15 protein-coding genes are annotated in these 20868 nt (G+C 60.5%); 1 reads left to right on the top strand and 14 read right to left on the bottom strand.

Features of this window, described 5'->3' with window-relative positions; translation table 11 throughout:
• Positions 1–92: 92 nt before the first annotated feature.
• Positions 93–1439, top strand: coding sequence for a metal-dependent hydrolase family protein (locus LKG04_RS02105; RefSeq protein ID WP_291759017.1), 1347 nt, complete (start codon positions 93–95; stop codon positions 1437–1439).
• Positions 1440–1610: 171 nt separating this feature from the next.
• Here the strand turns inward: LKG04_RS02105 and LKG04_RS02100 are convergent, their stop codons facing one another.
• The 14 genes from LKG04_RS02100 to aspS form a co-directional block, all read right to left on the bottom strand.
• A complete protein-coding gene (locus tag LKG04_RS02100) occupies positions 1611–2648 on the bottom strand; it encodes a D-2-hydroxyacid dehydrogenase (protein WP_291759020.1) in 1038 nt (345 codons plus the stop codon).
• 137 nt (positions 2649–2785) lie between these two features.
• Positions 2786–4198: a replication-associated recombination protein A gene (locus LKG04_RS02095; protein ID WP_291759023.1), complete on the bottom strand. Its 1413-nt coding sequence runs from the start codon at positions 4196–4198 to the stop codon at positions 2786–2788.
• Between the two features lie 593 nt (positions 4199–4791).
• Positions 4792–7389, bottom strand: coding sequence for a DEAD/DEAH box helicase (locus LKG04_RS02090; protein ID WP_291759028.1), 2598 nt, complete (start codon positions 7387–7389; stop codon positions 4792–4794).
• 432 nt (positions 7390–7821) lie between these two features.
• Positions 7822–8709: an HAD-IIA family hydrolase gene (locus LKG04_RS02085; protein WP_291759030.1), complete on the bottom strand. Its 888-nt coding sequence runs from the start codon at positions 8707–8709 to the stop codon at positions 7822–7824.
• A gap of 267 nt (positions 8710–8976) precedes the next feature.
• Positions 8977–10257, bottom strand: a complete 1281-nt coding sequence (locus LKG04_RS02080; RefSeq protein WP_291759033.1) for an ABC transporter substrate-binding protein — start codon at positions 10255–10257, stop codon at positions 8977–8979.
• A gap of 84 nt (positions 10258–10341) precedes the next feature.
• Positions 10342–11694, bottom strand: coding sequence for an MBL fold metallo-hydrolase (locus tag LKG04_RS02075; RefSeq protein ID WP_291759036.1), 1353 nt, complete (start codon positions 11692–11694; stop codon positions 10342–10344).
• The gene (locus LKG04_RS02070; protein ID WP_291759038.1) at positions 11678–12496 is read right to left on the bottom strand and encodes a carbohydrate ABC transporter permease; all 819 of its coding nucleotides are present in this window, start codon (positions 12494–12496) and stop codon (positions 11678–11680) included. Before LKG04_RS02070 ends, LKG04_RS02075 begins: the two co-directional genes overlap by 17 nt.
• Positions 12497–12599: 103 nt before the next feature.
• A complete protein-coding gene (locus tag LKG04_RS02065; protein ID WP_291759041.1) occupies positions 12600–13583 on the bottom strand; it encodes a carbohydrate ABC transporter permease in 984 nt (327 codons plus the stop codon).
• Complete coding sequence (locus tag LKG04_RS02060) at positions 13583–14746, bottom strand: ABC transporter ATP-binding protein (RefSeq protein WP_291759044.1); 1164 nt, start codon at positions 14744–14746, stop codon at positions 13583–13585. Before LKG04_RS02060 ends, LKG04_RS02065 begins: the two co-directional genes overlap by 1 nt.
• A gap of 233 nt (positions 14747–14979) precedes the next feature.
• Positions 14980–16230, bottom strand: a complete 1251-nt coding sequence (locus LKG04_RS02055; RefSeq protein ID WP_291759047.1) for an amino acid ABC transporter permease — start codon at positions 16228–16230, stop codon at positions 14980–14982.
• On the bottom strand, positions 16227–16904 hold the full coding sequence (locus tag LKG04_RS02050) for an amino acid ABC transporter permease (RefSeq protein WP_291759050.1): 678 nt from the start codon (positions 16902–16904) through the stop codon (positions 16227–16229). The genes LKG04_RS02055 and LKG04_RS02050 overlap by 4 nt, the downstream gene beginning before the upstream one ends.
• Positions 16905–17023: 119 nt before the next feature.
• The gene (locus tag LKG04_RS02045; protein ID WP_291759350.1) at positions 17024–17881 is read right to left on the bottom strand and encodes a glutamate ABC transporter substrate-binding protein; all 858 of its coding nucleotides are present in this window, start codon (positions 17879–17881) and stop codon (positions 17024–17026) included.
• 113 nt (positions 17882–17994) lie between these two features.
• Positions 17995–18831 (bottom strand): amino acid ABC transporter ATP-binding protein, encoded by an 837-nt coding sequence (locus LKG04_RS02040; protein WP_291759052.1) that lies wholly within the window; start codon positions 18829–18831, stop codon positions 17995–17997.
• 209 nt (positions 18832–19040) lie between these two features.
• The gene (aspS, locus tag LKG04_RS02035) at positions 19041–20840 is read right to left on the bottom strand and encodes an aspartate--tRNA ligase (protein ID WP_291759054.1); all 1800 of its coding nucleotides are present in this window, start codon (positions 20838–20840) and stop codon (positions 19041–19043) included.
• Between the last annotated feature and the right edge of the window lie 28 nt (positions 20841–20868).

Below are 20868 nucleotides of genomic sequence, written 5' to 3'. Positions count from 1 at the left end.
CAGTTGCGCCATAAGCGTTAGCACCGCCACGCGCCAGCGGCACAGAGTGATAGAGTGAGTCGGAAACCAGTGACTATCGAAGGAGATTGACCATGGCATCACGTAAGCGTCATACCACAGTCGAACCGTTTGCTCTCGAGCATACGAATATCGTCACTGGCGACGACGAAGGCCGCACGCTGCACGATATGACGATCGTGATCGATGAGAGCGGCCGGATTTCGGATGTTATGCCCAGCCCGCAGATCGCGGTGCCGCAGGGCTACCACCGCATCGACGCCTCCGGCAAATTCGTGGCATCGGGCCTTATCAACATGCATGTGCACCTCTTCGCCGACGGCAAGCCGATCGATCCCAGACAGGCCACGCCGCGCGGCCAGGCGCTGCTTGCCGGTCTGGTGCGCACTCCGGTCGGGCGCGCGTATATTCGCAAAAAAGCCATTTCAGGCCTTGATACGCTTTTGAATTCCGGTGTCACCACCATCCGCACTGTTGGCGATGTGGGCTACACGGTGGTCGGCTTGCGTGACAAAATCGCGGCCGGCAAGCTGCTTGGGCCCAGGGTCTTCGCATCCGGTCCGATGCTCGCATCCCCCGGTGGGCACGGCGCCCCGCTCGTGGCGTTGGAATGCAAGGACGAGGAAGCCGCCCGCAGGAACGCCGAGGCGAATATCGATCATGGCGTCAATGCGATCAAAATCGCGGCCACCGGCGGCATCACCGATTCGCAGGTGGCCGGCGAGGCCGGAAGCCCGCAGATGGATGTCGCCAGCATGCGCACGATCTGCGATGCCGCGCACGCCTGCGGCCTGATCGTCGCCGCGCATGCGCAAAGCCCCGAAGGCGTCATGAACGCGCTGACGGCAGGCGTGGACACGATCGAGCATGGCAGCGAGCTGACTGACGAGATGATCGCCTTGTTCCACGAGAACCCCAATTCGCTTCATGGCTATTCCTCGCTCATTCCAACGTTGTCCGCAGGCATGTCGATCAATGCGTTCCCGCGCGAGGTCACGGGCATCACCGAGATCCAATACGAGAATTCCAAGCCGGTGGCCGAAGGCATGCTCGAAGGCGCACGGCAGGCGCATATGAACGGCATCCGCGTGGGCGTCGGCACCGACACCGGCATGACCTTCGTCACCCAGTACGCCACATGGCGCGAACTGTATCTGCTTACCCATTACGCCGGTTTCACCGCAGCCGAGGCCTTCTACGCAGCGACGCGAGTCAACGCGGAGATCTTGGGCATCGGCGGCGAAACAGGCTCCATCGAAGTCGGCAAATGCGCCGATCTGCTCGTGCTTGATGCCGATCCGACCCAGAATTTGCGCACGCTCGCCGCGCCGAAGCTCGTGGTCGCCGCCGGCCGGCCGGTCTGGCGCCCGAGCGTCAAGCGCTTCGACGACATCGACAGGCGGCTTGACGAACGGCTCTGAGGGGCAGTGTGATGTCAAGCGGCCTCAGCTAGCTGAAACGCGCCCGGCCATCTTCTCTTCTTATGTGACGCTGCGCAGTGCATAGCGATGCCGTACACCGCCGTTTTCGTGTCGCTGCAGGTGCCATGGCATCTGCCAAACATGATCAACGATCATGGTCAAGGCCGGAAGTCAGCGCCGGCGGTTGATGAACGGCTTGCCCGCCGCGTATCGCCGCACGTTTTCGAGGGCGATGCTGATGATCGCCGTGCTGGTCTGCGCGAGATGATTGCCGCCCGCGACATGCGGCGTGATCAGGCAGCGCGGTTCGTCCCATAGCGGATCGTCCGCGGGCAACGGCTCCGGCTCGGTCACGTCCAGTCCGGCGCCACGGATGCCGCCCTCGTGCAGCACATCCAGCAGCGCCTTGGGATCGATCGCGTCGCCACGGCCGGCGTTGATCACGATGGCGTTGGGTTTGAGCAGCGCAAGACGGCGGGCGTCCAACAAGTGATGCGTCTGCGGTGTGGATGGAACGACCATCGCCACGACGTCAGCGAGCGCAAGCAGGTCGTCCAGATCGTCGAAGCTGTGTATTTCGTCGATACCGTCAGCGCCGCGCGAGGCGTCCCTGCGCACGCCGTAGGTGTGCATGCCTACTGATTTGGCGAGCCGCGCGAAATACGAGCCGATGTCCCCGGTCCCGATCACTACGACCGAGCCTCCTTGCGGACTCAGCACATCGCCGGCGTCTTCCCATCGGTGCGCCGCCTGATTGCGGCTATAGTCGGGCAGCTGCTTCATCAGCGCCCACATGAGCGCGAACATGTGCTCGCCTACGGGCAGGCCGTAGGCTCCGGTGGCATTCGTGACGACTGTATGCTCGCCCAGTGCACCGGGCGCCACATACCGGTCGACGCCTGCGCTCCAAGTTTGCAGCCATTCCAAGCGCGGGCATGCGCTGGCCTGCTCCGGCTTCACATTGCCCAGGATCGCAGTTACCTCAGTTTGCAATTCTTCGGGGACTTCGGCATGCCACAGCATGTTGCCGCGGTCGGCCACACTGTTGACGAACTTTTGGCGTATCCCGCCGGCCGCCTGCACGAAGCGTTTCCGTTCCTCGTCGTTCACGGGCAGTGCGTTGACGATCAGCCGTGAAGAGATGTTGCGATTGCCCGATGAGGCGCCCGCAGATTGCGCCTCGGGCGCTGTATCTTGCTGTGATTCCATAGCTTCAATCTAATCCCCGCCGTTACCTTCCCGTTGCCTACGCCTCGCGCGAAGCCTGCACAGAGCGACAAACAGACATGCACGACAGTACGCCGGCTGATCCCCGCCCAGTCCGCTGCCGTCATCAGCATGCGCACTCAGGCGATATTGCCGTCGCCGTCTGTATTCGTGCCACTGGCGTTTGGTGTTCCGCTTCCGCGCAGGATCGAGCGAATGCGTTCCAGCCGCGGGCCGAGCTCATGTTCATAACCACGCTCATTGGGGTGGTAATACTCATGCCCGATCAGCTCGTCGGGCATGTACTGCTGCGCGGCGACAGCGCCAGGTGCATCGTGGGCGTACTGGTAGCCCTCGTGATTGCCCCAGGATTTCATGAGCTTGGTCGGTGCGTTGCGCAGGTGCAGCGGCACTTGGCCGATCAGTCCGGCGTCCACGTCGGCGAGCGCGGCATTGATCGCGTTGTAGCTGGCGTTCGACTTGGGTGCGGTGGCCACGGCGATGGTTGCTTCGGATAGGATGATGCGGGCTTCGGGCATGCCGATCATCGCGACAGCCTGGGCTGCGGCCACCGTCACCTGCAATATCTGGGGCGCTGCCATGCCGACTTCCTCGGCCGAGGCGATCATGATGCGCCGCGCGATGAATCGAGGGTCCTCCCCCGCCCTGAGCATGCGCGCAAGATAGTGCAGCGCGGCGTCGGGGTCGGAGCCGCGCATCGATTTGATGAAGGCCGAGATCACGTCGTAGTGATCATCGCCTTTCTTGTCGTAGCGCACGGTGGCCGCGTCCATGACCTTGCCGACTACTTTCGGCGTGATGATCGGCCTGCGAGCGCCCTTCCTGCGCTCCTTGTCACCGGTAACCGCGCCTGCTGCGGCTTCGAGGATGGTCAGCGACCTGCGTGCGTCTCCCGAAGCCATGCGGATGATCTCGTCGATGGCTTCGTCGTTGGCCTTCACCTCGCCTTTGAGCCCGCGCTGGTCGTCGAGCGCGCGCGTAAGCAGCACCTGCAGATCGTCAGGCTCCAAAGATTCGAGCCTGACGACCACAGAGCGGCTCAGCAACGGCGAGATCACGGAGAAGCTCGGGTTTTCGGTCGTGGCACCGATAAAAGTCACATCGCGGTTCTCCACACTGGGCAGCAATGCATCCTGCTGCGATTTGGAGAAGCGGTGCACCTCGTCGATGAACAACACGGTTTCGCGCCCCTGCGCCACCAGCCGCTCATGCGCCCGCTGCAACACCGCGCGCACATCCTTGACCCCGGAGGTGACGGCAGAAAGCTCCTCGAACACACGCCCTGACTGCTTGGCGACGATATAAGCCAGCGTCGTCTTGCCTACTCCTGGAGGTCCGAACAGAATGATCGAACTCGGCGCAGTCAGCGAGCCCTTCGATGCGGGATTGGCCAGCCGACGCAGCGGCGAGCCCTCCCCCAGCACGCGATCCTGTCCCACCACCTCGGCCAACTTTGAGGGCCGCATCCGCACCGCCAGCGGCCGCGTCATATCCTCAGGCGCCTCAGCCGCGCCAAACAAATCCTCAGTCATACTGCCAGTGTAGTCAGGCGGTCACAACAGTGCGCCGCCACCTTGAACCAAAATGGAGCGGCAACAGGCCTTCGTGCCTCATATCCGACTTGACTGCCTCAATCGTGAAAGTTTTCTTCATCGCATAAAGAGCATCTGAAAAACATCCTGGGCACCGCGCCATTATGTTTTCACACTGCAGAACTGCTGCGCGGCAACAGGGACGGCCCATGCCTAACTAAAATGGTTGCACTGGAGAAGACGGCGGGAAACGGCATGCGGGAAATCTTACGAGTGTTCTTGTATTCGACAAGAATGAGCGTTGCGTGCCTGTTGCGCAAGAACCACGGGGATCCGCGTGAAGACGCCTGGTGGATCAGGATTGGCGTGGGCTTTGAACACGGAGAGTCTCAGTCCGAGACGCTTGCCCGGGAGATATTGGAAGAAGCGGGCATGGCGCTGACTACAACCTCCAAAATCTTCGAACTGGCAACACGACGAACCGAGCGCGTCGGAAAGCCCTTGGCGTACGCATAAAAGCACGAAAATCCACTATTCGGCAGACTCATACAGCATACCGGTGCCATCAAAACCGCCATTTGAAGAAAAACGTCTCACACCGTCGCGACCGGGCCAACGTGGTAGTCGACGAACACGACTTCGCCGCCTTCCTGCGTGGCATCGAGATCTACGGTGCCGGTGATGGCCCAGTCGTGGTCACCATCGGAATCATCGATGATCTGGCGGACCTTCCACGTATGCTCGTCGCGCTCGTGGGCATCGTCCAGGATGAACAGCTCGCCGCTGCGGGCCTTCGCGTCGATGCCGACATACTCATGCTGGTCGTAGTAGCCGTCGAGCGTATCCTCCCACTCGTGCACGTTGTAGCCCCAGTCCTTGTCGAGCGCGCCGAGTTCGGCGGGCTTGTCGAGATCCATGAGCTGGACGCGGCGGAACACGGCGTTGCGGATGAGCACGATGAGCCCGCGCCGGTCCTCCACTACCTGATTGGCAGCGCCCGGCGCGGCTGCAGACAGCGCGTCCAATTCGCCCGGCGAAGCTTCGCCTGCATGCTCCCATTCATCGATAAGGCTCGAATCGACCGAGCGCACGACGACGCGCAGCCAAGAGATCACATCCTCGAGCTGCTCGTTGCGTTTCTCGACCGGCACGGTGCGGGCCAGCGAACGATAGGCATCCGACAGGTAGCGCAGCAGCGTGCCCTCGGAACGCGCGATACCGTAGCGGGAGATGTACCCCGTGAAGTCGCTCGCCGTCTCGACCATGTCGCGCACCACGGATTTGGGACTCAGCCAATAATCGTTCGCCCATGGCACATCCTTGCAATACTGCTCGAAGGCAGCATCAAGCAGTTCCTCCAAGGGCTTGGGGTAGGTGACCTCCTGCAGACGCTCCATGCGCTCTTCGTAATCGAGCCCATCCGCCTTCATCGTCGCCATCGCCTCGTCGCGAGCTTGGCGTTGCTGCGCCTTGAGCACTTGGCGCGGGTCATCCAGCGTGGCCTCGACCATCGATATCACGTCGAGCGCATAGCTGTCCGATTCAGGGTCGAGCAGTTCCAGCGCGGCCAATAAGAATGGCGACAGCGGCTGGTCGAGCGCGAAATTGTCCGGCAGGTCGACGGCGAGATAATAATCCGTGCCGCCGCGCCCGTTGTCCTCCGTCTCAATGAATTCGGAATCGAACATCGTCTGGAATATCTCGCCGACCCGCTCGTGCAGATGCTCCTTCTGATCCGTCGTCTGCGCGGAATCGTCAACGAGCTGGTCGAGCCGCGCCCGAGCGTCGCCGCCCTGCGCGACTTCGTTCAAGACCATGGCATGCGTGATGACCATATGCGGCACCAAGGTTTCCGGCTCGGCGTTGACCAGTTTGCCGAACGTGCCCTTATTCCACGTCACAAAGCCTTCGGGCGCGCTCTTGCGCTTGATCTTCTTAAGCTTCTTCGGGTCGTCGCCTGCCTTGGCAATCGCCCGCGCGTTCTCGATCTCAAATTCAGGCGCCTCAGCCACCACCAAGCCTTCGGTGTCGAAGCCCATGCGGCCGGCGCGCCCGGCGATCTGATGGAATTCGCGGGCGCGCAAGCGGCGCATTTTCGTCCCGTCGAATTTGGTCAGCGCGGTCAGGACCACGGAGTGGATCGGCACGTTGATGCCGACGCCGAGGGTGTCGGTGCCGCAGATGACCGGCAGCAGCCCTTGCTGCGCCAGCTGCTCGACCAAGCGCCGGTAGCGCGGCAGCATGCCGGCATGATGAATGCCCACGCCGGTGCGCAGCAGACGTTGCAGGATCTTGCCGAAGGCCGTCGTGAACTTCGTGTCTTGCATCGCCTCCGCAATCGCCTTGCGCTGCTCCTTGCTCGACACTCCAGAGCCGGCCAAGGCCTGAGCAGTCTCCAGCGCCGCGTCCTGCGAGAAATGCACAACGTAGATCGGCGTATCCTGCCGGTTGAACAGCAGCTCCACAGTGCCGGCGAGCTGTTTGTCGGTATACTCGTAGCTCAGCGGCACCGGTCTGGGCGCGTCGGCGATGACATCGACGTCGGTCCCGGTCATCGTTTCCAGCTTGTCGGCGATCGCGTCGACATTGCCCAACGTGGCGCTCATCAGCAAAAATTGCGTATGCGGCAAGGTCAGCAACGGCACTTGCCACGCCCAGCCGCGCTCGCGGTCGCCATAGTAATGAAATTCGTCCATCGCCACGCAGCCCACATCGGCGCGCGCGCCCTCGCGCAGCGCCTGATTAGCCAAGATCTCCGCCGTGCAGCAGATGATCGGAGCATCGGCGTTGATGCGTGTGTCCCCCGTGATCATGCCGACATTCTCACGTCCGAAAGCCTCGACCAAATCAAAGAACTTCTCGGAGACCAGCGCCTTGATCGGCGCGGTGTAATACGAACGTCTGCCGGTGCACAGCGCAGCGTAATGCATGCCCAACGCCACCAACGACTTGCCCGAGCCCGTAGGGGTGCTGAGCACCACATGATCGCCGGCCAGCAGATCGGTGATAGCATCCTCCTGATGCGGCCACGGCTCGATGCCTTTGGCATCCTGGACCCAGTCGAAGAAACGCTCGTAGATCTCATCGACATCGATTGACCGATCCTCGTCGCCCCAGCGTGGCGCAAGCTCGGCCAGTGTTTGCCTACCCAGTGTTTGTTGCCTATCGTGCTTTTCCTGTGAATCCGCCATAATGCCACCAAGTCTATCGTCCAGCCGTTACCGCTGGATCAGCTTGTTAGACCGCGTGGGCAAAGAACCTCGTCCACAGCCGCGCATCATTGACGAAATGCCTTCCGCGTACTGCTTCGAGAGTGCAGAGCCGTGCGCAGGAACGCCGGCATCAGCTGCACGGGCTCGAAGTCGTCGGTCGGCACCCATCTGAACGAATGGATGGCGGACAGGTCGATGTCGCCGTCATCGACATCGTAGTAGAAAGCGACCTCATGCGCCTGCTGATGGTCGGCTTACTCAAAGGAGTGTTCGCTGGAAAATGAAAATACGCCCCTATCAACGTGTAAGCCCATCTTTTCGCGCAGTTCGCGCCTGCACGCCTCGATCGAGGACTCCCCTTAGCCTCTCACCTTGCCGTCCGCCAGACGATAGAGAATCGGACGTCCGACGCTACTTGCGCTTTGCCGCAGCGGCGAGCGGCGCCGATTGAATCGATCGCACCGGCTTCGAAATCCCATTGGGCGCCTCAAGCGTATCGGGATTCTCCCCTTGCGCTAGGGGAATGAGATCCTTGATGCTTTTGACGACATGGGAGGGCTTATAGGGGTATTTGTCGACCGAGTCGGCCTTGGAGATGCCGGTGAGCACGAGGAAAGTCTCGACGCCGGCTTCAAGGCCTGCGCGAATGTCCGTGTCCAAACGGTCACCGATCATCGCGGTGGTCTTGCTGTGGGCGGCGAGCTTGTTCAAAGCCGTCCTGAAGAAGATCGGGTTCGGCTTGCCGATGAAATACGGCTCGAAGCCCGATGCCTTGTGGATCATCTCTGCCACGGCGCCGGCCGCGAGCAGGTCGCCGCTTGACGAAGGACCGGTATAATCCGGATTCGTGCAGATGAAACGGGCGCCTCCCTGGATGAGCTGGAGCGCCCTGGTCAGCTGTTCGAAGGAATAATTGCGTGTTTCGCCGATGATCACATAATCCGGGTTCTTGTCGGTGAGCACGTAGCCGACATCATGCAGCGCCGTGGTGAGTCCCGCCTCGCCGACGACATACGCCTTGCCGCCCGGCATCTGCTGATTGACGAATTCGGCCGTGGCAAGCGCGCTCGTCCAGATGTTCTCCTCAGGGATGTCAATGCCGCTGGCGTGCAGCCGCCAGTTCAGATCGCGTCGCGAGAAAATCGAGTTATTGGTCAGCACCAGGAACGGCGTGCCCGCTTCCTTCAGCGCCTCGATGAATTCGATGGCGCCGGGAAGCGCCTCGTCCTCATGGACGAGCACCCCGTCCATATCGGTAAGCCAAGCCTGGATGCCGCGCCTCTTCATTGATTCACTCATACTCGTAAGCATACCCCCCGTGGTCTTGCGCTGACGTCGAAAAAAAAGAAATCCGCATGAATACAGCGGTGAGCCGAATCGGGCCCACCAACTGGTCAGTTCGACACCACAGCAGTTCGATGAACAGGCAAAAGAGAATCCCCGTGTTCCGGCCAATTATTCAAGTCAGAACACAGGGATCCACATCACTGCCCATTCACCGGGTCACCGGGTCACGAAATTACTGTTTCGCGGTCTCACAGCCCTATCGGTTCACCGGTCGGCGGCTCACTGATTCCAATCGGAATCGTAGGTCGTCTTGAAGTTCGACAGCGCGCTCTTGACATCGTTATTGGGCTTGGCAAGGAAGGATTCCAAGGCCTTTTCGGTGTCGTCCATCGCCTGCTGATAGCCATCGGTGACTGGCGGGGTGAATACGTTCTTGGTCGCGTCGGCCAGGATCGGGGCAATGGCGCTGTCGGAACCCGAGTACTTCGGGTCGGCGATGGCGGACTTGCGGATCGGCATGTAGCCGGTGCCTAGCGCCCAGGTGACCTGGCTGTCTTTCGTGGTCAGGAACTTCTCATAAAGGTAGGCCGCTGTGCGCTGCTCGGGGCTGGCCGAGGTGAACATGTAGATATCGGTGCCCTGTTGGAGCGCGTACTTGGCCGGGTACGGCGCGGCGCTGTATTCGAACTTGCCTGCGGCGCCCTGTTTGACGAAGGTCTCGCCTGCGTTCGAGCCGATGTACATGGCCGCCTTCTGGCTGCCGAACGGGCCGGACATGTACTTGTCGGTGCCGGCGATGCGGAAGCTGCCATCGTTGATTCCGGAGCCATAGTATTCGAAGGCCTTGGTAGACTCCGGGCCGGTTACATCAAGGTTCTTGTCAAAGGTTTTGCCTTCGTTCTTCAAGTAGGTGATGTAGAAGTTCGACAGCGAATCGAAGCCGATGCCGGGGATGCCCTTGGCCTTCTGGATCTGCTTGGAAGCTGCTGCGAGCTCGTCGTAGCTGGTCGGCGGCTTGATGCCAAGAGAATCGAGCATCGTCTTGTTGTACCACAAGACCTCGGTCGACTTGTTGAAGGGCATGCCGAGGGTCTTGCCGTCGAAAGTCACGCCATCACGCAGGCCGGGCAGCACATCGCTCGTCCAGCCGTCGAAGGCGAGCTTGGAATCCTTGGAATTGATGTAGGGATTGAGATCGACGACCTGATCGTCGCCGAACGCCTGGGTCAGCCAGCTCGGATAAGCCTGCGTGATGGTCGGCAGGTTCTTCGGACTCTGCAGCGTCGACGTGAGCTTCTGCTGCAGATCGGCGTAGCTGGACTGGTTCTGCAGATTCACCTTGATCTTCGGGTTCGCCTTCATGAATTCGTCGGTGAGCGTCGTCAAGGTCTTGCCCTGTTCGCCGGTCATGCCATGCCAGAAAGTTATCTCGACATTGCTAGTGATATCAGTCACCGGCGCGGCCGAATCCGAATCGCCTGAACCGCTGCCGCCGCATCCGGCGAGTATAAGCGCCGAAGCTATCGCGGCAGGCAGCAGCACGGTATGCATTTTTTTCATGACATCTCTCTTTGCTCTGTGGTTGGTGGATGGTTGGGATGTTGCCCGGTGGGATGCCGGGCAGGTGTGTTGTCAGATCGGAGCCTATAGCTCGACGACGAGCCCGGGCTCGGGAAGCACCATTGAGCCGTACTGGTTGAAGTAGCGCTCGGGATGTTCGCCATGCACGGGAAACAGCACGTGCGGCTTGATGGCGTCGATGATGCTGAAGGCGGCGTCCACGTATGCATGACCGGTGCATGAAATCGCCTCGGTCTCGATGCCGTGGTCCGCGAACGCTTGGAAGAACGGCGCATAGGAGGGGTCGTACGGCCCCAGCGGCGTCGCACCGGTGTGGATGTACAGCCCGCCGCGCGCCAGATCGTCCAGGTGCGCGCCGCGCACCGCATCGTCAAGCTGCCAGAAGTATTGGTGGTCGTCGTGGATCAGATCGGCCAAGGAAATTTCGTACTCCGGATCAAGCTCGCCGCATGTGCAATCGCATTCCGAACGGTAGTAATGCACTGGCCGGCCGGTCACTGCGCTGAACACGTAGGCGGCGTAGTCGCTCAGCACCGTCGTGCGATCAATAGCATCGATGAGGTGCCCGATGCGTTCGATGTTGGTCAGATAGTAGTTGAAGGTGATCTGGCGGTCGGGATTGCTGGCTACCAGCTGTGCAATGTCTTCGCACACGCTTGTTTCGGTTGGTTTGTCGTCGTTGCCGCACCCACCCGGTTTTCGGAACGACAGCGATGTGCCTTCCATGATGAGGGCGTCGGCGCCGGCGTTGGCAGATAGGAACGCGCGTGACCTGTCGGCGAGGAATCCGTGGAAACGGATATCGCCGGTGTAGGCGATGGCCTTGTCCGGGGTTTCGATACGGAAACCGCTGGCGCCGTAAGCGTCGTGGTCGACTTGCAGCACCGTCACTTTAATCTGGCCGACCTGCACGCTATGGCCCCATGCCACGCCCTCGATGGGTCTGGTGTGCGGGCCGCCTTCACCGCGTTCGATCGCGTAAGGCGGGTAGTCGAAATCGTCGGTCGTGTTCATCGCCTCGAGCACGGCCTTGGTCTGTACGGAGGCATACAGCGGGATGTCGCGGTCGATGTAATTGATCATCTTGCTGTGGTCGAGATGCGCGTGCGAGATAAAGACCGCTGCGTGAGCGTGCGGATCGGGATGCCAGTCATGACCGGGAACAGGAATATCGCGATCGAATATTCCCTCGATGTACGGTACGTAGCCCAAGTCCACCAGATCGGGCAGATTGCTCGGCTGCTGCGGTTCGGCGGGCTTGTACACGGTGCCAAAGTCGAAGAGAATATGGCTGTCGCCGTATTCCACGTCGATGAGATTGCCTCCGATGGTGCGGATCCCCCGGTAGAAGGTGATCCGCGTCCTCAGAGGACGACCCGACGCCGAGACCGAGGTCTCGCTATCCTTTGATGCCATTTCTTGACACTCCTTCGATGATCTGTTTGTGGAACATGATGTACAGCACGAGAATCGGTATGATGGTGATCGCGCTGGCGGCCATCTGCAATTGCACGGCAGTGCCGCTTTCGGTGGCGAAGGCGCTCAGGCCATTGCCGATCAGGCGCATATCGGTGGAATTGGTCACGAGAATGGGCCACAGGAAGGAGTTCCACCCTTGGATGAACAGCAGCAGCCCCATGGTGAACAGCGCCGGCCGCGACATGGGGACCATCACTTTCCAGATGAACTCCAAGTCGCCGCAGCCGTCGACCTTGGCCGCGTTGTAATACGTGTCCGGCACCGCGGTGAGATACTGCTGCAGATAGAAGATGTAAAATACGCTGGCCAGCGAGGGCAGGATGAGCGCCCAATAGGTGTCGATGAGCTCCAGCTGCGCGATCGTGCGGTAGTTGGTGAACACCACCACCTCATAGGGCACCATGAGCAGCGCCACCATGGCGTCGGCGAGGATCTTCTTGCCGCGGAACCGCAGCCGCACCAAAGCGAACGAGGCCAGCACCGTGGTGGCTATCGTGCCCACGGTGGACGCGGCCGAGACCAGGATGGTGTTGAAGAAATAGCGTGCGAACGGCGCCTGGCGCATGGCTTCGGCGAAGTTGCTCCAACGCAGCGTATGCGGCAGCATGGTCGGCGGGATGCTCGTCGCCTCCTGATAGCTCATCAGGCTGCCCGAAAGCATATAAATGAATGGGAATACGGTGATCAACGCCATGATGATGATGAAGACATGGATCGTTGCGGTGTTGAAATGCCTCATACCCTCCCCTTCCTCATTGCGGCCTTCGCTGCAATAATCCTCGCCGTGGCCGCCATCACATCGGCATCCTTCGCATGAGCCATATCGATGGGCGCCGGCCCGATCATTTCGACAGCTTCCGCAGCGCGAGGTTCTGCAGCAGCGTGAACACGAGTATCAGCAGGAAGAGCAGCACGGCGCCCGCCATGCCCTGGCCGTACTTGTTGTCGACGTAGAACTTGTTGTAGATGTAGAACACCGCGGTCGACGCGGCCCCGGCGATGCCAGCCTGCCCGTTGAACAGGGCATAGACCTCCGTATACACCTTGAACGAGCTGATGAAGTCGACGATGGACAGGAAGGTGAGGATCGGGATCATCTGCGGCATGGTGATGCGCCGGAACTGCTCCCATGCGCTCGCGCCGAACATATCGGCCACCTTGTAGTAGTCGGGGTTGATGCCGCGCAGACCGGAGAGCATGATGATGATGTTGAAAGCGAGCGAGGACCAGATGCCGAAGATGATCAGGGTCGGCATGTTTAGGCTCGGGTTGTTCAGGAAGTTGAACGGCCCCAAATGCACCAGGCCCAGCAGGTAGTTGATCAGGCCGTAGTCGCCGTTGAACAGGTAGCGGAAGACGATGCCGATGGCGATGACGCTGGTGAGATAAGGCACGAAGAACAGCGCTTCGAAGAAGCCCTTGGCTTTCATCCGGCTATGGATCATGATGGCAATGAGCATCGAAAGAATCAGACCGACAGGCACCACCACGAAGGCATAGAGCGCCGTGTTGATGATAGCGGTATGAAATTCCGGGTCACGCAGCACGAAGGCGAAATTGCGAAAAGCATAGAACTTCGGGTGCAGCAGACTGCCGCCTTGGAATGCCATGACGAAGATGCGGATGAGCGGCAGGATGTTGAAAGCCCCGATGAACACCAATGCGGGAAGCAGGAACAGCCAAGCCCGCGGCTGGCTTTCAGCGCTGTAATGGCCTCGAAAGCGGCCGCGGCCCGTGCGTCCTCCCTTGCGTCCAGCCCGTTTCCGGCCGATCGCCTTGGGCGCTGTAGCCTCTTCGGCCGTTGCCTCTGCGCGGCTGACGGTCATCAGTAGACCCTCGTTCCGTCGTGCTGAAAGAGATAGATGTTCGGGTAGTCGATGTTGAACGGCACCAGCTGTCCGGCGCGTATCGCGGCACGGGCGTCCACGATCGACCTGGCGTGCACGCCGTCAACGTCGAAATGCAGGACGCTGTAGCGGCCTATCATCTCGACTGATTCGATTCGGGCTTCGAACACGGCGCGCCGTGCCCCGCCAAGCGCGGCGCCTCCGCCTACCAGTGAGCCCTGCGCGGCATCGATGCCGGGTTCGGAGGCGTCTACCAAGAAGTGCTCGGGACGGATGCCCACCTGGTATGACTCCCGGTTGAGCCTGCCTCCGGCGGCCGGGTTCCGGAAGCGGCTCGCATCAAGGGCTGCGAGCGGGATGTCGAATGCCGGGCTCGTCAGCATCTTGGAGTCAGGATTATAGGCCATGTCAATGATATTGATGATCGGGTTGCCCATGAAGGTCGCGACGAACAGATTGGCCGGATCCAAGTAGAGCTGCTGCGGCACGTCGTACTGCTGCACGACACCTTCGTTCATCAGCACGATGCGGTCGCTGATCGAGAGGGCCTCCTCCTGGTCGTGCGTGACGAAAATCGTCGTGATATGCATCTCTTTGACCAGTCTGCGGATCTCGGCGCGGATGCGCAGCCGCAAGCGCGCGTCGAGATTGCTCAATGGCTCGTCGAGCAGCAGCATCTTGGGCTTCTGCACCATGGCTCTGGTGATCGCGACGCGCTGCTGCTGTCCGCCGGAGATGTCATTCGGCTTCTTGTCGGCCAGATCCTCGATATTCGTCACGGCCATGTACTGCTTGGCAATGGCCTCCGCCTCCGCCCTGCTTTTGCGGTGGGCGCCGACGCGCAACGGGAAAGTGACGTTCTCCAGCACCGTCATGTGGGGATACAAGGCGTAGTTCTGAAACACCATGCCGATGTTGCGATCCTTGGGATGCCGGTGGATGACCGACTCTCCGTCAATGCTGATGTCTCCCCCGGTAGGGTCGAGCAGCCCGGCGATGAGATTGAGCGTTGTGGATTTTCCGCAGCCGCTGGGGCCGAGCAGACACACCAGATCGCCGTCTGCGATGTCGATGCTGATGTCTTTGAGTGCCTGATGCCCGTTATCGTATGTCTTCTTGAGATTGCTGATCGTGATCGTCATGAATGTCCAATACACTTTGCGCACTAAGATACATGACCACTATAATTCGCCGTCGCATTCACGCGCCGCACTTTACCTGTTGTTTACAATGGGTTTGCCGTGACATCATGTACGCATTTCCTGCCGGGAGCCGGAAGACATCCGGGTCCCGGCAGTCATCACGCGCGTCGTCGATTCTCTATCGCTAATGCAATGCATTCCCTGCCGGGAGGCACAGCCTGCGCAGCGGCCGGTTATGCCTCGCCGCGGGGCCGCCCGCCGCGTTTGCGCCTGTCCTCAGGCCGGCCGGCAAGCCGGGGCTTGAGGAAGTCAAGAATCTGCAAGGCACGCGGATCGATCTGCGTCTCGGGATGCGTGAAATCATAGCCTTGGATGTAGGAGATGCGCTGCCAGTCCTGGATTGCGGCGTTAGAGCCCCGGTAACGCACATGGTGCTGGAGCGGCGCGCCGCCGTAAGGCAGCTCTTGACTCTCCTTTGCCACGGCGATCTGGCTGAGGTTCGAGGCGTCGAGGATGGCGATCGGCGCAACCGGTTCGAGTTCACTCGCACCCGTGGTACGGCGTTGCATGCGCGCGGGCAGCCATTCGGCCAGCCGCGACAGCAACCAGCAGACGATGAAATAGATGACCGCGGCCACCAGCAGCGTCTGCAGGATGTTGAAGTACGCCGAGCCCAAGCGGCGCGATTCCTGCAGCAGATCGGTGTATACGATGATCGAACCAAGCGCCGTATCCTTCAGGACCACGACAAGCTGGGTGACCGCGGCCGGCAGCATGGCAATGACGGCCTGCGGCACTTCGATGGACAGCAGGGAGCGCAGCGGACTCATGCCGAGCGCTATAGCAGCCTCGCGCTGGCCTCTGGGCAGATTGCCGACTCCGGAGCGCACCAGCTCGGCGATCACCGAGCCGTTATACAGGATCAGCCCCAACACCACCGCGTAGAAGGAAGCAGCGTCTGAAATCCCTATAGCCGAGAAAAGCCTCCAGAAGAAGATCATGAAGAGCAGCACCGGCACGGCCCGGCAGAATTCCACGATCACCGAGCAGACCGCGCGCACAGGCCATAGGGGCACGAGTCTGCCGATGCCGAAGACAATTCCGAAGACCACGGCGCCGATCACTGCGACGACAGCGGCCTCAATCGTGCCGATGATACCGGGAAGATAGAAATCCGTCCATGCTTCAAGCGAAAGCGCCGGTTTCCACAGCGCGCCGCTGAGTTGGTTCTGGCCGTGCGGCGGGGCGCTCAGCCGCAGCAGCACGAGTGCCAGCAGCCCGAGCAGCACCAGCACCCCGATGACATTGGCGACAGCGATCTTGCGCCGGGTGCGCGGCCCCGGCTCATCGAACAGCAGCGACGAGGAAGCTCGATTGCTCCGGCGACGCTGCACCTTCACAGGAGTAGGTTTCGGCGAAACCGGATTCGCGGATGGCGCAGCCGAACCGGCAGGGCTCATCGCCAATGCAGAATTCCCACTCATCGTCTTACCGCCAATCTGTTGGAAAGCCATGTCGTGAGCAGGCCGAAGGGAATAATCAGAATCACATAACCGAAGGCGAAAATCAAGAAGATGCTGACGATGGCGTTCGCATTGAATTCGATCATCGTGCTCATCAGGCTTGATGTTTCAGTGGCCACCGAGGCGGCTGCGGCAACGGTCGAGTTCTTCAGCAAAGCGATGAAGGTGTTGCCCAACGGCGCCACTGCACCGCGGAACGCCTGAGGAAGAATGATCAATAAGGCCGACTGCCCGAAGCTGAAGCCCAATGATCGGGCCGCCTCCGACTGGCCGATCGGCACGGTGTTGATGCCCGAGCGCAACGATTCGCACACGAATGCGGAGGTGTAGAGGGTCAGACCGGTGACCGCCAGCCAGAAGAAATTCATGTTGAAATTGCTCGAAAACTGGAATTTCAACTGTCCGAAGACCCCCAGCACCATGAAGACCATGATGATGGTCAACGGGATGTTCTTGAACAGCTCCACATAGCCCGAGGAGAATATCCTTAGCGATGGCACCGGGGAGATTCTCAGAATGACAAGAATCACGCCGAGAATCATGGAGAACAAGGCGCTCCACAAAGTCAATTCAACGTTGACCACGAACGCGCCGACGATGTTGTATTGGCTGAACAGCCGTATCACGTCATCCATTGCACCTCACCTGCAACCGTTGGCACACCCTGCCGGGCGCGCCGCGTATACCTGCACGAAGAAGAGCATCCTGCCGCCGCGGAAGCCATGGCTGGCCCTGCGGCGGCCGAAAGCCTCTCTCACAGATTCTGGACCCAGCTCGCATCGCCGATGTTGGTGGGCGGGTTGAACTCCGCGTTCGGCGTATAGCCCGTGCCCTTCGTGGCATTGTCCACAGCCTTCTTCCATGACCCATCCTTGATCATGTCCTCGATGGCGCTGTTGATCTTCTTGACCATATCCGTTTTGCCCTTCTGCACCCCAATGCCATACGGCTCCTTAGAGAACGGCGTGCCGAGCACCTTGAGCTGACCGTTGCCCTTGGCCGCAGCCAGACCGGCGAGGATGATGTCATCGGTGGTCACGGCGTCAACGGTCCCGGAGATGAGCGCGGTGACGCATTCCGCGTAACCGGGCTGTTCCATGAGCTGCACCTTGTTGGAATACTCCTGCTTGACGCGCTCGGCCGAATTCGAGCCGGTCACGGAGCACAGGTTCTTGCCGTTCAGCGTCTTGGGGCCGGTGATGGACTTCTCATTGGAGCGCACCAGGATGTCCTGGGCGGCCACGAAATACGGTCCGGCGAAATCGATGACCTCAGAACGAGGCTTGTTCATCGTGTATGTCGCCACGACCATGTCCACCTGCTTGTTCTGCAGCAGGCTTTCGCGCTGGCTGGAAGGAGCCTCCTTCCAGACGATCTGATCTTCGGAATAGCCGAGCTTCTTGGCGACATAACGTGCCACGTCAGTGTCGAGGCCGGTGTAGCTGTTGCCTTGCTTGAAGCCGAGGCCGGGCTGATCAAATTTGATGCCGATGGTGATCTTCTTGCCGCTGTCGGACTCCGATCCGGACGACGAGCCTCCGCACGCCGCCATCGACGCCATCGCCGCAAGGGATGCCGCTGCGGCAATAGTCCTCGTAATCATGCGCTTCATCATGTGCTCTCTTTCTCACTCTCTTCTTGGGTGATTGGTTGGTGTTTTCGATTATGAGATAACGGTTAAGGGTAAACTTCCGTCCGCGCCCTCCCCACATCGGGCAGAGGACGTCAATGCGTGAGAATCTTGCCGAGGAAGTCTTTGGCCCGCTCGCTCTTCGGATTCTCGAAGAACTCCTCCGGCGTGCCCTCCTCGAGGATCTGCCCATCGGCCATGAACACGACGCGATTAGCAGCCTGACGCGCGAAACCCATTTCGTGCGTGACCACGATCATCGTCATGCCCTCTTTGGCCAGGTTCACCATGACGTCGAGAACCTCGTTGATCATCTCCGGATCCAGGGCCGAGGTCGGCTCGTCGAAGAGCATGACCTTGGGGTGCATGGCCAGTGACCGAGCGATGGCGACGCGCTGCTGCTGACCGCCCGAAAGCTGCACGGGAAGCTTGCCGGCCTGCGAATCCACACCTACCCGCGCCAGCAACTCCATGCCTTCCTGCTCCGCCTTAGACTTGGACATTCCCCTGACTTTGCGCGGGGCAAGCGTCACATTGTCCAATATCGTCTTATGGGAGAACAAGTTGAAGGACTGGAACACCATGCCGACCTCGGCGCGGAGCTTGGTGAGCTGCCTGCCCTCTTGGGGCAATGGCTGGCCATCGATGAGTATCTCGCCCGAATCGATCGATTCAAGGCGGTTGATAGTGCGGCACAACGTCGATTTGCCCGAGCCGGATGGCCCGATGATCACCAGAACCTCGCCTTTGGACACCGACAGGTTGATGTCCTTGAGCACGTGCAGATCGCCGAAGTATTTGTTCACATGGCGCAGCTCCACCAACGGACGCCCGGCATCCGCCGTGGATCCCTCATTGGTTGCAGCGGCAGGAATATCTGCCCCGTTGGTTTTGGCCAGCGTACCGGCCATAGGCGAATCCAAGGATGTCATAAGCGTGTTGCTCCTCTCCAGCACTAATTTGAAAACCACCTTAGCGGAAAATTATTACGCTTGGAATACGAATCAGGCCTGCGCAGTGTTTCCAGCAGGACCATATGATCCGATGGAAAAGCCGTGCAGGCCTGAAATCGCAGGGCCAGCGAGGTGCCCTTGCCGCCGTCCGCATGATGAGACGGCTACGCTAAAATTGTTGTAGCCAATCAATCCTTGTCTTCATCCGGGTCGTAGTCGACGCCAGTTTCGGCGCGCTGCGCATCGGAGATCGGCGCGGGGGCGCCTGTGAGCGGATCGCGGCCGCCGCCTGCCTTCGGGAAGGCGATGACATCACGGATGGAATCCGTCCCGGCGAGAATCGACACGGTACGATCCCAGCCCAGGGCGATGCCTGCGTGCGGCGGCGCGCCGTATTTGAAGGCCTCGAGCAGGAAGCCGAATTTCTCTTTGGCCTCCTCGGGCTCGATGCCGAGCACGTTCAGCACCCGATCCTGGATATCGTCGCGGTGGATGCGCACCGAACCGCCGCCCATCTCCTCGCCGTTGCATACGATATCGTATGAATCGCTCATCGCATGCCCCGGGTCCTTGTCGAACCTATCGATCCAATCGGCCGATGGCATGGTGAATGGGTGGTGCATCGAGGTCCACTTGGAATGCCCCACGGCCACATCGTCGTCATCCGGGTCGTCAGTGCGCTTGAACAGCGGGAAATCCACGACCCAAGTGAAGGCGAACTCGTCGGGGTGCAGCATGCCGGCGCGCCGCGCCAGTTCGACGCGGACCGCGCCCAGCAGCAGTTGGGAGGATTCGCGGGAGCCCGCGGCGAAGAACACGGCATCGCCGTCCTCCGCGCCGACTGCGGACTTCAGCCCGTTGCGCTCCTGATCCGACAGGTTCTTGGCGACTGGACCCTTGAGCTCGCCATCGGCGGTGAACTGGACATATGCCAGTCCTTTGGCCCCGCGTTGTTTGGCCCATTCCTGCCAGGCGTCGAACTGCCGGCGGGGCGTGGAAGAGCCGTTCTTGAAGACGATCGCACCGACATAGGGTGCCTGGAACACACGGAAAGGCGTGTCCTTGAAGTACTCGGTGAGCTCGACGATGGGATTGCCGAAGCGCAGATCCGGCTTGTCGGAACCATACTTATCCATGGCGTCCCGCCAGCTGATTCGCGGCAGCGGCAGCGTGACCACATAACCACGGGTTTTCCAAATCGCCGCGATGACCTTCTCGGCCATCGCCATGACGTCCTCCTGGCTCACATAGCTCATCTCGATGTCGAGCTGGGTGAACTCGGGTTGGCGGTCGGCGCGGAAGTCCTCGTCACGATAGCAGCGGGCCAGCTGGTAATAACGTTCGACGCCGCCGACCATCAATAATTGCTTAAGCAGCTGCGGAGACTGCGGCAGCGCGTACCAGGAGCCGGGCACCAGGCGGGCCGGCACCACGAAATCGCGCGCGCCCTCCGGCGTGGACTTGATGAACGTCGGCGTCTCCACTTCAGTGAAGTCCATATCCTCCAAGGCATGGCGGGCGGCACGGGTCATATCAGAACGGAGCTTGAGGCTCTTCTGCATCTGCGGGCGCCGCAGATCGAGATAGCGGTACTTCAAGCGCACGTCTTCGCCGGGAAGCTTGTTCTCGGACTCGTTCTCGAGCGCGGTCGACACCTGGAACGGCAATGCTTCCGACTTGGCGAGCACAGTGAGCTCGCGCACCACGACCTCGACTTTGCCGGTGGCCAGATGCACGTTCTCGTTGCCTTCAGGCCGTTCGCGCACCTTGCCGACCACCTGCACGACGAATTCGCTGCGCAGCGGCCTCGCGATCTCTTCGTCGTTGATGACGACCTGCACCAGACCGGTGCTGTCGCGCAGATCGATGAAGGCGACGCCGCCATGATCGCGACGACGATCGACCCAACCGGCGAGCGTGACCGTGCTGCCGATCAGCGCCTCGGTCACTTCGATGGCATGATGTGTTCTGTAAGCCGTGCGGCCCATGCTGCCTCTATTCCTTGAATTCTTGTCC

It is taken from the genome of Bifidobacterium sp. (genome assembly GCF_022640935.1).
Lineage (GTDB): Bacteria > Actinomycetota > Actinomycetes > Actinomycetales > Bifidobacteriaceae > Bifidobacterium.
Note: the sequence above shows the minus strand (reverse complement) of the source record. Positions and strands in the feature narration are given on the sequence as shown.

What these genes read in the sequence shown, in the direction of transcription:
- LKG04_RS02040 (WP_291759052.1), bottom strand. Translation starts at nt 18,831, where the DNA reads ATGACATCCTTGGATTCGCCTATGGCCGGTACGCTGGCCAAAACCAAC.
- LKG04_RS02075 (WP_291759036.1), bottom strand. Translation starts at nt 11,694, where the DNA reads ATGGCATCAAAGGATAGCGAGACCTCGGTCTCGGCGTCGGGTCGTCCT.
- LKG04_RS02095 (WP_291759023.1), bottom strand. Translation starts at nt 4,198, where the DNA reads ATGACTGAGGATTTGTTTGGCGCGGCTGAGGCGCCTGAGGATATGACG.
- LKG04_RS02060 (WP_291759044.1), bottom strand. Translation starts at nt 14,746, where the DNA reads ATGACGATCACGATCAGCAATCTCAAGAAGACATACGATAACGGGCAT.
- LKG04_RS02055 (WP_291759047.1), bottom strand. Translation starts at nt 16,230, where the DNA reads ATGAGTGGGAATTCTGCATTGGCGATGAGCCCTGCCGGTTCGGCTGCG.
- LKG04_RS02045 (WP_291759350.1), bottom strand. Translation starts at nt 17,881, where the DNA reads ATGAAGCGCATGATTACGAGGACTATTGCCGCAGCGGCATCCCTTGCG.
- LKG04_RS02105 (WP_291759017.1), top strand. Translation starts at nt 93, where the DNA reads ATGGCATCACGTAAGCGTCATACCACAGTCGAACCGTTTGCTCTCGAG.
- LKG04_RS02090 (WP_291759028.1), bottom strand. Translation starts at nt 7,389, where the DNA reads ATGGCGGATTCACAGGAAAAGCACGATAGGCAACAAACACTGGGTAGG.
- LKG04_RS02070 (WP_291759038.1), bottom strand. Translation starts at nt 12,496, where the DNA reads ATGAGGCATTTCAACACCGCAACGATCCATGTCTTCATCATCATCATG.
- LKG04_RS02065 (WP_291759041.1), bottom strand. Translation starts at nt 13,583, where the DNA reads ATGACCGTCAGCCGCGCAGAGGCAACGGCCGAAGAGGCTACAGCGCCC.
- LKG04_RS02050 (WP_291759050.1), bottom strand. Translation starts at nt 16,904, where the DNA reads ATGGATGACGTGATACGGCTGTTCAGCCAATACAACATCGTCGGCGCG.
- LKG04_RS02085 (WP_291759030.1), bottom strand. Translation starts at nt 8,709, where the DNA reads ATGAGTGAATCAATGAAGAGGCGCGGCATCCAGGCTTGGCTTACCGAT.
- LKG04_RS02080 (WP_291759033.1), bottom strand. Translation starts at nt 10,257, where the DNA reads ATGAAAAAAATGCATACCGTGCTGCTGCCTGCCGCGATAGCTTCGGCG.
- LKG04_RS02100 (WP_291759020.1), bottom strand. Translation starts at nt 2,648, where the DNA reads ATGGAATCACAGCAAGATACAGCGCCCGAGGCGCAATCTGCGGGCGCC.
- aspS (WP_291759054.1), bottom strand. Translation starts at nt 20,840, where the DNA reads ATGGGCCGCACGGCTTACAGAACACATCATGCCATCGAAGTGACCGAG.